Below are 11,634 nucleotides of genomic sequence, written 5' to 3' on the forward strand. Positions count from 1 at the left end.
CGTGCCTGAAGGCGACACCGTCTACCGGGCTGCCCGCCGCCTGCACACCGCATTGGCGGGCAAGGTCCTGACGAAGAGCGACTTCCGGGTCCCCGCCTTCGCGACGCTCGACCTGGTCGGCCGCACCGTCGACGAGGTCGTCCCCCGCGGCAAGCACCTGCTGCACCGCATCGGCGACCTGACCGTGCACTCGCACCTGAAGATGGAGGGCCGGTGGGACGTCTACGCGCCCGGTGACCGCTGGCGACGCCCGGCCCACCAGGCCCGGGCGATCCTGGACGCCGAGGGGGTCTCCACCGTCGGTTTCACCCTCGGGGTGCTCGAGGTCGTGCCGCGCGACCAGGAGTCCGAGGTCGTCGGACACCTGGGGCCCGATCTGCTCGGCCCGGACTGGGACGCCGACCTGGCGCTCGCCAACCTGACCGAGGACCCCGAGCGCCCGGTCGGGTTGACACTGCTCGACCAGCGGGTGCTCGCCGGGCTCGGCAACGTGTACCGGAACGAACTCTGCTTCCTGCGCGGTGTGCTGCCCACGCGTCCGGTCGGGCAGGTACCGGACCCGGCGCGGACGATCACGCTCGCGAGCCGACTGATCCTGGCGAACCGTGACCGCAGTGCCCGCGTCACCACCGGCGTCGACCGCCCGGGGCGACGCTTCTGGGTCTACGGTCGCGCCGGCAAGCCGTGTCTGCGGTGCGGGACCCCGATCCGGCACGGCGAACTCGGCGACTCGGAACTCACCCTGCGCGACACCTACTGGTGTCCGCGCTGTCAGACCTGACGCGCGGGGTGCAGGCGCGACGAGGCGGTCGCACGGACGGCGTCGGTGACCCGTTCGAGGAGCGGTGACGCCAGGTTCCAGCGCTGCCACCACAGCGCCACGTCGGCGTGCCGTCCCGGAGCCAGCTCGACCAGGACACCGCGGTCGATCGCCGCGAGGCACTGCGCTTCGGGCAACAGCCCCCACCCGAACCCGAGCGTGACCGCACGGGCGAAGTCGGCAGAGGTCGGGACGAAGTGGCGCGGGCCTCCGGGAGCGTGGCCGAGGACCTGCCGCAGGTACCCCTGCTGCAGGTCGTCGTCGCGGTCGTAGTCGACGAGCGGGACCTCGTCGAGCCGCCGGAGCATCCGCCGCTCGGTGCCGGTGTCGCCGAGGTAGCGGGCGACGAACGCCGGGGACGCCACCGCCCGGTACCGGTCGATGCCGAGCGGCACCGACGAGCAGCCCTGCACCGGATCCGCCTCGGCCGTCACGGCACCCATCACCGTGCCGGCGCGGAGCAGTTCGGCGGTGCGGTCCTGGTCCTCGCGGTGCAGGTCGAAGACCACCTCGGTGTCGGCCCGGACGAGGGCGAGGGCGTCGAGGAACCAGGTGCCGAGCGAGTCGGCGTTCACGGCCAGCGGGATCGACGGCACCACCGACGATCCACCGCCGAGCGCTCGGGAGGTCTCCTCGTCGAGCAGCCGGACCTGCCGTGCGTGCCGGAGCACCACTGCACCGTCCGCGGTCGGGCGCACCGGGGTGGTGCGCTGGAGCAGGACCCGACCGACCTGCTGCTCCATGGACTTGATCCGCTGCGAGACCGCCGACGGGGTGATCGCCAGCGCGCGGGCCGCCGCATCGAGCGTGCCGTGGTCGACGGCGGCGAGCAGCGTCTCGAGGTGCTCGCGCTGGAACCGGGTCATGCAGTTGAGCTTACGGCGCTGCAGGAACCTGAGCTGTACTACACCCGGGTCGGGCCTTAGCGTCGGACCGTGACCACGCTCCTGCCCCTGCTCTCCGGCCTCGGCACCGGCCTCGCACTGATCGTCGCGATCGGTGTGCAGAACACCTACCTGTTGCGCCTCGCCGTGAGCGCCGGGCTCCGGGTGGTGGCCGCTGCCGTCGTGGTGTGCGCCGCTTCGGATGCGCTGCTCATCGTCGCCGGGGTGCTCGGGGTCGGCGCCGTGGTCGAACGGTTCCCCGTGGCGCTCCTGGTGGTCCGGTTCGTCGGTGCCGCGTTCCTGCTCACGTACGGGGTGCTCGCGGCGCGGCGTGCACTGCGGCCCTCGGGGGACGCGATGCGGGTGGCCGACGAGGCCGCCGACGACGGAGTGGTGGGCGCTGGCGCGAGCGCGGGGGTCGGCGCGACCACCGGCGCGACGGTGGCGGCGGGGCGGACGCGCACCGCGCCTCCCGGCCAGGTGGTGACCATGCGGACGGCGGTGCTGACCATGCTCGTCTTCACGTGGGCGAACCCGCACGTCTACCTGGACACGCTGGTGTTCCTCGGGTCGGTGGCGAACCAGCAGGGTGCGGACGACCGGTGGCTCTGGACGATCGGTGCCGTCACGGCGAGCTGCCTGTGGTTCGGTGCGCTCGGGTTCGGCGGACGCCTGCTGCGGCCGCTGTTCGAGAAGCCGCTGACCTGGCGGGTGTTCGACGGCCTGGTCGCCGTCGTGATGCTCGCGTTCGGCGCGCTCCTGCTCGTCGGCGCGTAGCGGCGCGGCGCGGCGCGCGGCGGCGCGCGGCGGCGCGCGGCGGCGCGCGGCGGCGGCGGCGGCGGCGGGTTGCAAAACACCGGTGTCCACACGTCGAACCGCGTTGTGCGGGTGTGCAACGTGCGAACACCGGTGTCTTGCGGAACCGCCCTACTGCATGCGCTGGCCGACGCGGCTGTGGCGACGGCTGTAGCCGAAGTAGATGACGAAGCCGATGACCAGCCAGACGACGAACCGGAGCCAGGTCTCGACCTCGAGGTTCAGCATCAGCCAGAAGCACAGCACCGCCGAGATGATCGGCAGCACCGGCGACCACGGCACCCGGAAGGCCCGCGGGGCGTCGGGCCGCGACCGACGCAGCACGACGATGCCGATCGACACCAGGACGAACGCCGACAGCGTGCCGATGTTGATCATGCCCTCGAGCTTGTCGACCGCGGTGAACCCGGCCAGCAGCGCCACGACGACACCGGCGACGACCTGCACGCGCACCGGGGTCTGCGTCTTCGGGTTGGTCTTCGAGAACCAGCGGGGCAGCAGCCCGTCACGGCTCATCGAGAAGACGATTCGGGACAGGCCGAGCAGCAGCACCATGACGACGGTGGTCAGACCGATCAGCGAGCCGATGGCGATGATGCCGGCGGCCCACGGCAGTCCGACGATGTTGAACGCCGAGGCCAGCGACGGCGTCTTCTCCTCCGCCAGGCGCTGGTACGACACCATGCCGGTGATGACGATGCTGACGCCGACGTAGAGCAGGGTCACGATGCCGAGGCCGATGAAGATGCCGCGCGGCAGCGTCTTCTGGGGGTTCTCGGTCTCCTCCGCGCTCGTGGCGACGACGTCGAAGCCGATGAAGGCGAAGAACACCAGGGACGCCGCGGCGAGCAGGCCGAAGACGCCGTACTGGGCGGGCTCGGCACCGGTGAACCAGGACACGAGCGACTGGGTCCAGACGCTGCCCTCGGCGCCCTTGGCGGGCTCGGCCGGCGGGATGAACGGGGTGAAGTTCGCGGCCTTGACGAAGAACGCACCGGCGACGATGACGAACACGACGATGGCGACCTTGATGACGGTGATGACCGCCGACACCCGCGAGGACAGGCGGGTGCCGAAGGCGAGGAGCACCGTGAAGATCCCGACGATGAGCACCGGACCCCAGGTGAACGCGATCGGACCGAGCTGGATCGTGCTCGGCAGGCCGACACCGAACACCTTGAACGCTTCGCTGAGGTAGATACCCCAGTACTTCGCGATCACGGCGCTGGCGGTGAGGGTCTCGAGGATGAGGTCCCAGCCCACGATCCAGGCGAGCAGCTCCCCCATCGTGGCGTAGGTGAACGTGTACGCGGAGCCGGCGACGGGGATCGTCGACGCGAACTCGGCGTAGCACATGATCGCCAGGCCGCAGGTGACGGCGGCGAGCAGGAAGGAGATGATGACGCCGGGCCCGGCGAAGTTCGCGGCGGCGTTCGCGCCGACCGAGAAGATGCCGGCGCCGACGGCGACCGCGATCCCCATCGCGGCGATGTCGAACGTCTTCAGGGAGCGTTTCAGGGACCTGCCCTGCTCCTCGGAGTCGGCCAGGGAGGCCTCGATCGACTTGATGCGGAGCTTCGTTGCCATGGGGTGGATCCCGTCATCGGCTGGCGGCGGACCTCGGAAGGGTACTGGTGTACCACTGTGTCACGCAAAGCGTCCGCCCGGACGGTGGCCCGGTCCGGCGACGGCCAGGAGGCCCGGCACCGGTCCGGCACGCACCGCTCGGTCGGCCGACGGTGCGTCCAGGGCCGCGGTCGCGGGGTGCGGTCGCGGAGTGCGGTCGCGGGGTGCGGTTGTGCTCGCGTCAGCGGCCGGCGCGCCAGTCCGCCAGGAACCGGGCGCCGGCCTCGTCGTGGATCACGCCGTCGGGGGCGGTGAGCACCGGGTACGGCGTGGCCGGCACCCCGTCGGCGGGACGGACGTCGACGTGCGCGACCTCGTGGCCGTGGGCGTGCAGCCAGTCCGCCATGGCGTAGTCGCTGCGGGAGTCCCCCACGGTGCGCCAGGTGACCGGGAGCTCGCCGTCCTGCCCGAGGAGCTCGAGCGAGCGCTCGGCTCCCAGGTCCTTGCCACTGCGGTCGGACTCGACGTCGGTCGAGATGATCGTGGGGTCGATGCGCCACTGCACGGCACCGTCGGCGTCGGGTCGGACGTCGTCGAGTCGGCGGACACCGAGCCTGCGACGCTCGAGCGCGGCCATGGCCTTCGCGTCGAACTCCGGCTGGCGGGCCAGGTAGGTGGCGTTCGGCACCTCGACGCGCTGCTCGATCGACACCATGGCGCGCTTCGTCTCGTCGAAGAACACCAGGTCGGCGTACTCGTCGCGGACCAGCTCGCGCATCTCGTCGGCGTAGTCCCGCGGCAGCGCGAGGTCCTCGGCGACCGTCAGTTCGCCCATGCCGCCGTCGTACTGCGGACCGATCGAGCACCACACGGCGCCCTTCTCGCAGACCGCGTGGACCCGCCCGCCCTCGGCGAGGCCACCGGCGAGCAGCGGGCCGACGACCTCGGAGCGGATGAACGCGTCGCTGCGTCCGGTGTTGAAGACGATCGGGATGCCCTCGGCGGCGAGCGCGACGAGGTCCGCGACGATGCTCGGGATCGCGATGGTGCGGGAGACCGGGCTGGCGATGGGCCCGTCGACGTCGAGCAGGAGACCGAGGCGGGGTGCGTTCACCCGCCCATCCTCTCGCAGTCAGCTGCTGGGCGAGACGATCCGGCTCCGGACGCGGTCGATCAGGGCTCCGAGGGCTGCCGGGGCGGGGACGTGTCCCTGCCCGGGCACCTCGGTGTACTCCGAACCGGGCACCGCGTCGACGAGGGCGCGGGCAGCACGACGCATCCACTCGAGTCCGTCGCCACCGGCGCCGACGAGCACCGGCACCCCCACTGCGGCAGCGACGCGCTCGGGCACGGCGAGGCCGTTCAGCACACGGACCTCGCGGCTGAGCACGTGGGCGTCGACGACCAGGGAGCGCCAGAGCGACCCCTTGAGCCGCAGTGCCGTGACCTGGCCCATCGGGACCCCGAGCACCTGGGTCAGGAACCCGCGGACGGCCTGGGCCCGGCGGCCGGCACCGACGTGTTCGTCGAGCAGGTCGGCGAACACGACGTCGTCGGCGTGGGGGTCGACCGATGCGCGGTACGGCGGTTCCCACAGGACTGCACCGTCGACGGGCAGTCCGGTGGCGAGCCCGTGCAGGACGACGCCGGCGCCGACGCAGATGCCGACGGCGGTGGTCGGTGCGCCGATGCTCTCGACGACGGCGCGCAGGTCGTCGACCTCGCGCTCGATCGCCCACGTCGCGGAGTCACCGCTGGCACCACGGCCACGGCGGTCGTAGGTCACCACGCGGTGGGTCGAGCCGAGCTCGGCGACCACGCGGTCGAGGTACGGGGTCCCCCGGTGGTCGAAGGCACCGCCCACGACGACGACCGCCGGCCCGTCCCCCGCCTCGGAGACGGCGATGGTGGTGCCGTCGGAGGAGACGACCGTTCGGTCGACTGGAGGGAGCATGGGGTCCTTTGCGAGCTGTCGACGGCGATGCGTCGGGCCTCGGAGGGGACCGTGCGGATTACCGGTCCTCCGAGTGTCGCAGGCGTGGAAGCCCGTGTCTCCCCCCGCTTCCAGGGGCAGAACCCCGTCGCTCGACACCGGGGTGGTCGCCGTGCCATGCTGTTTGAGTACACCTGTACTCACACGATCACCGCCACTGCAACGGGGAACCATGACACTCATCGCCATCGTCGCCTGCGAGATCGCCTTCTGGGTCGCGATCCTCGGCGGCCTGACCACCCGGTACCTGCTGCGACGGCCGCGGACGGGTGCGGCGATGCTCGTCGCGGCACCCGTGATCGACGTCGTGCTGCTCGCGGTCGTCACGGTCGACCTGCTCGGCGGTGGGACCGCGTCGTGGCACCATGGGCTCGCGGCGATCTACATCGGCTTCTCGGTCGCGTACGGGCACCGGATGATCGCGTGGGCGGACGTCCGGTTCACGCACCGGTTCGCCGGCGGTCCGGCACCGGAACGCCTGAGTGGACGGCGGTACACGGCCCGGTGCTGGGGCGACGTGCTGCGGACCGGGCTCGCCGTGCTGATCGCCGGTGGGATCATCGGCGGACTCGTCCTCGTCGTCGGCGACCCGGAGCGCACGGACGAACTGCAGGGCACGGTCGCACTGCTCGGGGTGGTCCTGGGCGTCGAACTGCTGTGGGCGATCAGTTACACGATCTGGCCACGCCGAGTCACCACCGCAGCCGCGGACCCGGCCGGCGCGTCGAGCCGGCCGTAGGCTGACCCGGTGCCCCGCCGTGTCGACCTCGAGGAACGGGGATCCCTGGTGGCCGCGGCCTGCCTGCGGATCCTGGAGCGGGACGGCCTGAGCGCACTGTCCGTGCGGAACGTCGCGGACGAGGCCGGCATCGCCCCGGCGTCACTCCGCCGCGTGTTCCCGACGCAGGACGCCCTGCGCGAGCACTGCCTGACGATCATCGAGGAACGGGTCACCGCTCGGCTCGCCGCCCTGCGTTCGACGGGTCGTGCGCTCGCACTGGACGTCCTCGCCCAGGTGCTGCCGCTCGACGCTGAGCGCACGACCGAGATCCTGGCGCAGGTGCAGCTCGGCGTGCTCGCGCGCACCGACGAACACCTGGCTGCGAGCGCCCGACGCCTGAACGACGGGGTCAGCCGGGTGTGCACCCGGGCGCTGGAGATCCTGCGCGAGGACGGCAGCCTCGGCGCCGATCGCGACCTGACCGATGAAGCGGACCGGCTGCACGCGCTGATCGACGGGCTGGCGATCGAGCACACGTGGGACCCGACGGCACGTGCGCCCGAGCGGGTCCTGGCGCTGGTCGAACTGCACGTGGACAGCCTGCGCGGCACGATCGGCTGACGACTGACGACTGACGACTGACGGCTGCCGGCTCAGCGGTCCCGGTAGACCTCGCGCCGGTGCCCAGCGTCGACGACCACCACGACGAGCTTGCCGTCGTCGATCCGGTAGATCAGTCGGTAGTCCCCCGAGCGGACTCGCCACCCGGGCCGGTTCACGAGCTTGCGTGCGGCGGGTGGCCGGGGGTGCTCGGCGAGGATCGCGAGGAGCCCCTCGATCCGCCGCCGTCCGTCGAGCGGGAGCGCGCGGATGACGCGTCGCGCGGCCGGGATGACCTCGACCGAGTACGTCACCCGAGGCCGAGTTCGCGCTTGAGGTCGTCCCACTTGACGTTCTCGCCACCGATGCGGGCACTCTCGGCGACGGCTTCGTCGTAGGCGACCAGGTCGTCCAGGTCCTCCGCCGCCTCGAGCAACCGGTCGAGGACGGCCGCGTCGACCACGGCAGCGACGCGCTTGTTCCGCCGGGTCAGGTAGACGGGTTCGTGACGGGCGTCGTCGATGATCGACGCCAGACGGCCACGGGCTTCGGAGATCGACACTTCGCTCACCTGTACATTCTAGAGCGTTTTGTACGAATCAGACGAGTGCCGTGGTGCCGACCGACTCCCGTTCGAGCAGGGACCGCTTGACGTCGAGCCCCCACGCGAAGCCCCCGAGCGTGCCGTCCGAGCGCAGCACCCGGTGGCACGGGACGAAGAGCGCCGGGGCGTTCCGGGCGCACACGCTCGCCGCTGCCCGCACCGCGTCGGGCCGACCCATCGCCGCCGCGAACCCGGTGTAGGTCAGGGTGCCGCCGGCGGGGATCCGGCGGAGCTGGCGCCACCCCTCGGTGAAGAGCTCGGTACCGAACTGCCGGACCGGTACCTGCATGGCGTGCTCGACCTCGCCCGAGTAGAAGGCGTCGACAGCGTCGGCTGAGGCGACCACGCCGTCGAGCACGCGGTCGGGGCGGTGGCGATCGGCCAGGCGGGCGAGGATCCGCTCGACGGAGTCGGTCCACCCGGAGGCGAGGACCCTGCCCTCGGCGTCTTCGAGCACGGTGAACGGCCCGTCGGGGGTGTCCAGGGTCTGGATGGTTGCGTCGGTCATCGGTCGTCCTTCCGGGGGTCCTCGGTGGCACGGGCTGCACGGGCGCCGGCGGTCGCGGTCATCGCGCGGTCGATGATCGGTCGCCAGCAGTGCATCGTGAGGTAGCTCCGCCAGGGGGCCACCTGCTCCGACCATAGGGAGAGCTCGCGCGCCGTTCCGGGCAGCCCGAGTTCCTGTGCACCGTTCCGCACGGCGAGGTCGCTGTGGAGGAAGATGTCGGGGTGGTGCCGGACCCGCAGCGCGACGTAGTCGGCGGTCCACGGCCCGATGCCCTTCACCGCGAGGAGTCCGTCGCGCAGGTCACCGAGGGACTGCCCGCCGTCCACCACCAGGGACCCGTCGGCGAGCGCGGCGGCCACCCGCAGGATCGTGTCGACGCGGGCGGCCGGGCCACGCAGGACCTCGTGCCCGCGTTCGGCGATCACCGCCGCCGACGGGAAGAGCAGCCCGCCGGCCTGGATGGCGTCCGGCACCGCCGCTCCGAGTGCGGCCACGAGCCGGGTCTGCGCGGTGCGCGCCGCGGCCACCGAGACCTGCTGCCCGATCAGGGTGCGGAACACGATCTCGTGCGCGTCCACCGCGCCGGGGAGCCGGAGACCGGGCACGCGAGCGACGGGTCCGGCGAGCTCGGGCACGGCCCCGAGGACGGCGTCGACGGCGACCGGGTCGGCGTCGAGGTCGAACAGTGCCCGGACACGCGCCACGAGGGCCGGCAGGTCGGAGAGGTCGGTGACCCGCACATGCAGGTCGATCCCGGTGCCCCGCCCGGCCACGTCGGGGACGGCGGCCGACGCGCTGAACCAGCCCGGGCCTCCAGGCAGGTCGACCAGCCGCCCGTACGACGTGACCCGACCGGCGCGGTCGGTGTCCACCTGCTCCGTGCCCGGCAGGGCGTGCAGCGCGTGCCAGTCGAGCAGGCCCTGCGCGTCGAAGGGTGCCCGGGCCGGCAGGTGGACGCGGAGTGCGCCGTCACCGCCGTCCGTGGCACCGTCGACTCCCCCGGACCGGCGTGCGCGGAGCTCGGTCGGGGTGACGGCGAAGACCTCGCGCACGGTGTCGTTGAACTGTCGGACGCTGGCGAACCCCGCGGCGAACGCGACGTCGGCGACGGGCAGGTCGGACGAGGTGAGCAGGGTCCGCGCGGTCTGCGCCCGGTGCGCCCGGCTGAGCGCCTTCGGCCCGGCGCCGAGCTCGGCCGTCATGATGCGGTTGAGCTGCCGCTCCGAGTACCCCACGCGCGCGGCGAGCCCGGGGACGCCGTCGCGCTCGACGACACCGTCGAGGACGAGCCGCATCGCCCGGCCGGCGACGTCCTCGCGCAGGTCCCACTCGGGGCTGCCGGGAGTCGCCTCGGGCAGGCAGCGCTTGCAGGCGCGGAAGCCGGCCAGGTGCGCTGCGGCGCTCGTGCGGTAGAAGGTGACGCCCGAGACCCTCGGCGTGCGGGCCGGGCAGCTGGGCCGGCAGTAGATGCCGGTGGAGTGCACGGCGGTGACGAACTGGCCGTCGAAGCGCGCGTCGCGGGAGGCGACGGCGCGGTGCCGTTCGGCGTGCAGCGCGTCGGGCTGCGCGTCGGTGTCCGGGCTGGTCATGGGCTCAGCCTGACATGCGCCGCCGACGTCGACTGGCGGGAATCGGACGGAGCAGCGCACGGCCGGGAGGCCCGGCTAGCGTTGGACGCGTGACTCCCGCAGACGACGTGGCCGGTCTCGACGACCTGCCGTTCCGGACCGAGGTCGAGGTCGCGATGCTGCTCGTCTCGCCGCGGCACCGGTACGAGGGGCGCCCGGCCGACGGCGCGCTGCCGGTGGCCGCGGACGATCCGGACGAGTCACGCGACCGGATCGAGCTGCGGGCCGGGCTGGGCATCGTCGGCGACCGGTACTTCGCGGCCCGGGCGCACGTGCACGCCTCGGTCACGGTGATCGGACTGGAGGGACTCGAAGCCGTCGGTCAGGCGATCGGCGTCACCGTCGACCCCGCTGCGACCCGCCGGAACGTGTTCCTGCGGGGCGCCGACGTCGAGGCACTTCGGGGCGAGCCGTTCTCGCTGGAGAGCGTGACGCCGGACGCGGGTAACGGACCGGTCCGGTTCCGTGGCTACCGTGCGGCGAACCCCTGCGCCTGGATGGACCACGAGGTGGCCCCCGGGGCGTTCCGGGCGATGCGGGGCCGGGGCGGCGTGCGGTGCGACCCGGAGTCCGACGGTGTGCTCACCCTCGGACCCGCGGTGCTCCGCACGGCCCGCCCCGTGGCGCTCGGCTGACGCGGTCGCCTAGCGGCGAGACGCTCGTCGGCGCAGTGCTCAGGCGGTGAGGGCGCTCTCGATCGCGTCGACGAACGCCGGCAGGTCGTCCGGGGTGCGGGAGGTGATGAAGCCGCCGTCGACCTGGACCTCCTGGTCGACCCACTCGGCTCCGGCGTTGCGCAGGTCGGTCTGCAGCGACGGGAACGACGTGACGGTCTTGCCCGACAGCACACCCGCCTCGACGAGGGTCCACGGGCCGTGGCAGATCGCCGCGACCGGCTTGCTCGCCTCGGCGAAGGCCTGCACGAGCGTCGCTGCACGGGACTCCTGGCGCAGCGTGTCGGCGTTGATGGTGCCGCCGGGGATCACGAGGGCGTCGAAGTCCTTCGCGTCGACACCGGCGATGGTGGTGTCCGGCTCGAGCGTCTGCCCCGGGTCCTTGTCGCCGACCAGCGTCTGGATCGTGCCGGTCTCCTTCGCCGCCACGGTCACCGAGGCACCACGCTCACGCAGCTGCTCGGTGGGGACGACGATCTCGTCCTGCTCCACGCCGTAGTTCGTCGTGATGACGAGGACCTTCTTGCCGTCGAGGGTTGCCATGATCGCTCCTTCCGCGGCCCGGTCGTTCCGGCCGCACACCCGAGGGTCGTCGGCGTCGGCTGGGCAGGCGTGCAGGGGCGGCTGGGGGGGGTCCGGTCGGGCGGTCGAGCGGTCGCAACTCCCCGCTCACGTCCGCCGGGCGGTCACAAAACGTCGGCTGGCGGCGGCGCAGCCGACGGTTCCTGACCACTCAGCGCAGGCAGGGCGGAGTGTCCTGACCAGCGGGCGAGGCGCCGTGGACGCGCCCACAGTCGGCCTGGAGGCACGGTGCCGGCCC

14 protein-coding genes are annotated in these 11,634 nt (G+C 72.6%); 5 read left to right on the forward strand and 9 right to left on the reverse strand.

Features of this window, described 5'->3' with window-relative positions; genetic code table 11:
• The first annotated feature begins 1 nt into the window (after position 1).
• Positions 2–781: an Fpg/Nei family DNA glycosylase gene (locus BR70_RS0115360; protein WP_027466767.1), complete on the forward strand. Its 780-nt coding sequence runs from the start codon at positions 2–4 to the stop codon at positions 779–781.
• On the opposite strand, the gene BR70_RS0115365 is transcribed toward BR70_RS0115360, so the two are convergent.
• Positions 772–1,686 (reverse strand): LysR family transcriptional regulator ArgP, encoded by a 915-nt coding sequence (locus BR70_RS0115365; protein WP_027466768.1) that lies wholly within the window; start codon positions 1,684–1,686, stop codon positions 772–774. The genes BR70_RS0115360 and BR70_RS0115365 overlap by 10 nt on opposite strands.
• 69 nt (positions 1,687–1,755) lie before the next feature.
• On the opposite strand from BR70_RS0115365, the gene BR70_RS0115370 reads away from it, so the two are divergent.
• Positions 1,756–2,481, forward strand: a complete 726-nt coding sequence (locus tag BR70_RS0115370) for a LysE/ArgO family amino acid transporter (RefSeq protein ID WP_027466769.1) — start codon at positions 1,756–1,758, stop codon at positions 2,479–2,481.
• A 150-nt stretch (positions 2,482–2,631) separates the two neighbouring features.
• Here BR70_RS0115370 and BR70_RS0115375 read toward each other — a convergent pair whose 3' ends face one another.
• The 3 genes from BR70_RS0115375 to BR70_RS21300 form a co-directional block, all read right to left on the reverse strand.
• A complete protein-coding gene (locus BR70_RS0115375) occupies positions 2,632–4,107 on the reverse strand; it encodes an APC family permease (RefSeq protein WP_027466770.1) in 1,476 nt (491 codons plus the stop codon).
• A 220-nt stretch (positions 4,108–4,327) separates the two neighbouring features.
• Positions 4,328–5,200: an HAD family hydrolase gene (locus BR70_RS0115380; RefSeq protein ID WP_081827414.1), complete on the reverse strand. Its 873-nt coding sequence runs from the start codon at positions 5,198–5,200 to the stop codon at positions 4,328–4,330.
• Positions 5,201–5,218: 18 nt separating this feature from the next.
• The gene (locus BR70_RS21300) at positions 5,219–6,040 is read right to left on the reverse strand and encodes an alpha/beta fold hydrolase (RefSeq protein ID WP_051597007.1); all 822 of its coding nucleotides are present in this window, start codon (positions 6,038–6,040) and stop codon (positions 5,219–5,221) included.
• A 211-nt stretch (positions 6,041–6,251) separates the two neighbouring features.
• Between BR70_RS21300 and BR70_RS0115390 the strand changes: the two genes are divergently transcribed.
• Together BR70_RS0115390 and BR70_RS0115395 are read left to right on the forward strand one after the other, a co-directional pair.
• On the forward strand, positions 6,252–6,818 hold the full coding sequence (locus BR70_RS0115390; RefSeq protein ID WP_027466772.1) for a hypothetical protein: 567 nt from the start codon (positions 6,252–6,254) through the stop codon (positions 6,816–6,818).
• A 9-nt stretch (positions 6,819–6,827) separates the two neighbouring features.
• Positions 6,828–7,421, forward strand: a complete 594-nt coding sequence (locus tag BR70_RS0115395; RefSeq protein WP_027466773.1) for a TetR/AcrR family transcriptional regulator — start codon at positions 6,828–6,830, stop codon at positions 7,419–7,421.
• Positions 7,422–7,453: 32 nt separating this feature from the next.
• Here BR70_RS0115395 and BR70_RS0115400 read toward each other — a convergent pair whose 3' ends face one another.
• From BR70_RS0115400 to BR70_RS0115415, 4 genes are read right to left on the reverse strand one after another with little or no spacing between them, the layout of a single operon-like run.
• Positions 7,454–7,714: a type II toxin-antitoxin system RelE family toxin gene (locus BR70_RS0115400; RefSeq protein ID WP_027466774.1), complete on the reverse strand. Its 261-nt coding sequence runs from the start codon at positions 7,712–7,714 to the stop codon at positions 7,454–7,456.
• The gene (locus BR70_RS0115405) at positions 7,711–7,971 is read right to left on the reverse strand and encodes a type II toxin-antitoxin system Phd/YefM family antitoxin (protein WP_027466775.1); all 261 of its coding nucleotides are present in this window, start codon (positions 7,969–7,971) and stop codon (positions 7,711–7,713) included. Before BR70_RS0115405 ends, BR70_RS0115400 begins: the two co-directional genes overlap by 4 nt.
• A gap of 28 nt (positions 7,972–7,999) precedes the next feature.
• Positions 8,000–8,512: a methylated-DNA--[protein]-cysteine S-methyltransferase gene (locus tag BR70_RS0115410; protein WP_017885832.1), complete on the reverse strand. Its 513-nt coding sequence runs from the start codon at positions 8,510–8,512 to the stop codon at positions 8,000–8,002.
• Entirely contained in the window at positions 8,509–10,101 is a 1,593-nt protein-coding gene (locus BR70_RS0115415) for an AlkA N-terminal domain-containing protein (protein WP_027466776.1), read from the reverse strand. The genes BR70_RS0115410 and BR70_RS0115415 overlap by 4 nt, the downstream gene beginning before the upstream one ends.
• Before the next feature lie 155 nt (positions 10,102–10,256).
• Between BR70_RS0115415 and BR70_RS0115420 the strand changes: the two genes are divergently transcribed.
• A complete protein-coding gene (locus BR70_RS0115420) occupies positions 10,257–10,775 on the forward strand; it encodes a hypothetical protein (protein ID WP_051597092.1) in 519 nt (172 codons plus the stop codon).
• A 39-nt stretch (positions 10,776–10,814) separates the two neighbouring features.
• On the opposite strand, the gene BR70_RS0115425 is transcribed toward BR70_RS0115420, so the two are convergent.
• Positions 10,815–11,357: a type 1 glutamine amidotransferase domain-containing protein gene (locus BR70_RS0115425; protein WP_027466778.1), complete on the reverse strand. Its 543-nt coding sequence runs from the start codon at positions 11,355–11,357 to the stop codon at positions 10,815–10,817.
• Between the last annotated feature and the right edge of the window lie 277 nt (positions 11,358–11,634).

The sequence above is a fragment of the Curtobacterium sp. UNCCL17 genome, assembly GCF_000686685.1.
In the GTDB taxonomy this organism is placed as follows: Bacteria; Actinomycetota; Actinomycetes; order Actinomycetales; family Microbacteriaceae; genus Curtobacterium; species Curtobacterium flaccumfaciens.

Bases quoted from the DNA above. Each gene is read 5' to 3' on its own strand.
- BR70_RS0115365 (WP_027466768.1), bottom strand. From the start codon at position 1,686: ATGACCCGGTTCCAGCGCGAGCACCTCGAGACGCTGCTCGCCGCCGTC.
- BR70_RS0115375 (WP_027466770.1), bottom strand. From the start codon at position 4,107: ATGGCAACGAAGCTCCGCATCAAGTCGATCGAGGCCTCCCTGGCCGAC.
- BR70_RS21300 (WP_051597007.1), bottom strand. From the start codon at position 6,040: ATGCTCCCTCCAGTCGACCGAACGGTCGTCTCCTCCGACGGCACCACC.
- BR70_RS0115390 (WP_027466772.1), top strand. From the start codon at position 6,252: ATGACACTCATCGCCATCGTCGCCTGCGAGATCGCCTTCTGGGTCGCG.
- BR70_RS0115410 (WP_017885832.1), bottom strand. From the start codon at position 8,512: ATGACCGACGCAACCATCCAGACCCTGGACACCCCCGACGGGCCGTTC.
- BR70_RS0115415 (WP_027466776.1), bottom strand. From the start codon at position 10,101: ATGACCAGCCCGGACACCGACGCGCAGCCCGACGCGCTGCACGCCGAA.
- BR70_RS0115420 (WP_051597092.1), top strand. From the start codon at position 10,257: ATGCTGCTCGTCTCGCCGCGGCACCGGTACGAGGGGCGCCCGGCCGAC.
- BR70_RS0115425 (WP_027466778.1), bottom strand. From the start codon at position 11,357: ATGGCAACCCTCGACGGCAAGAAGGTCCTCGTCATCACGACGAACTAC.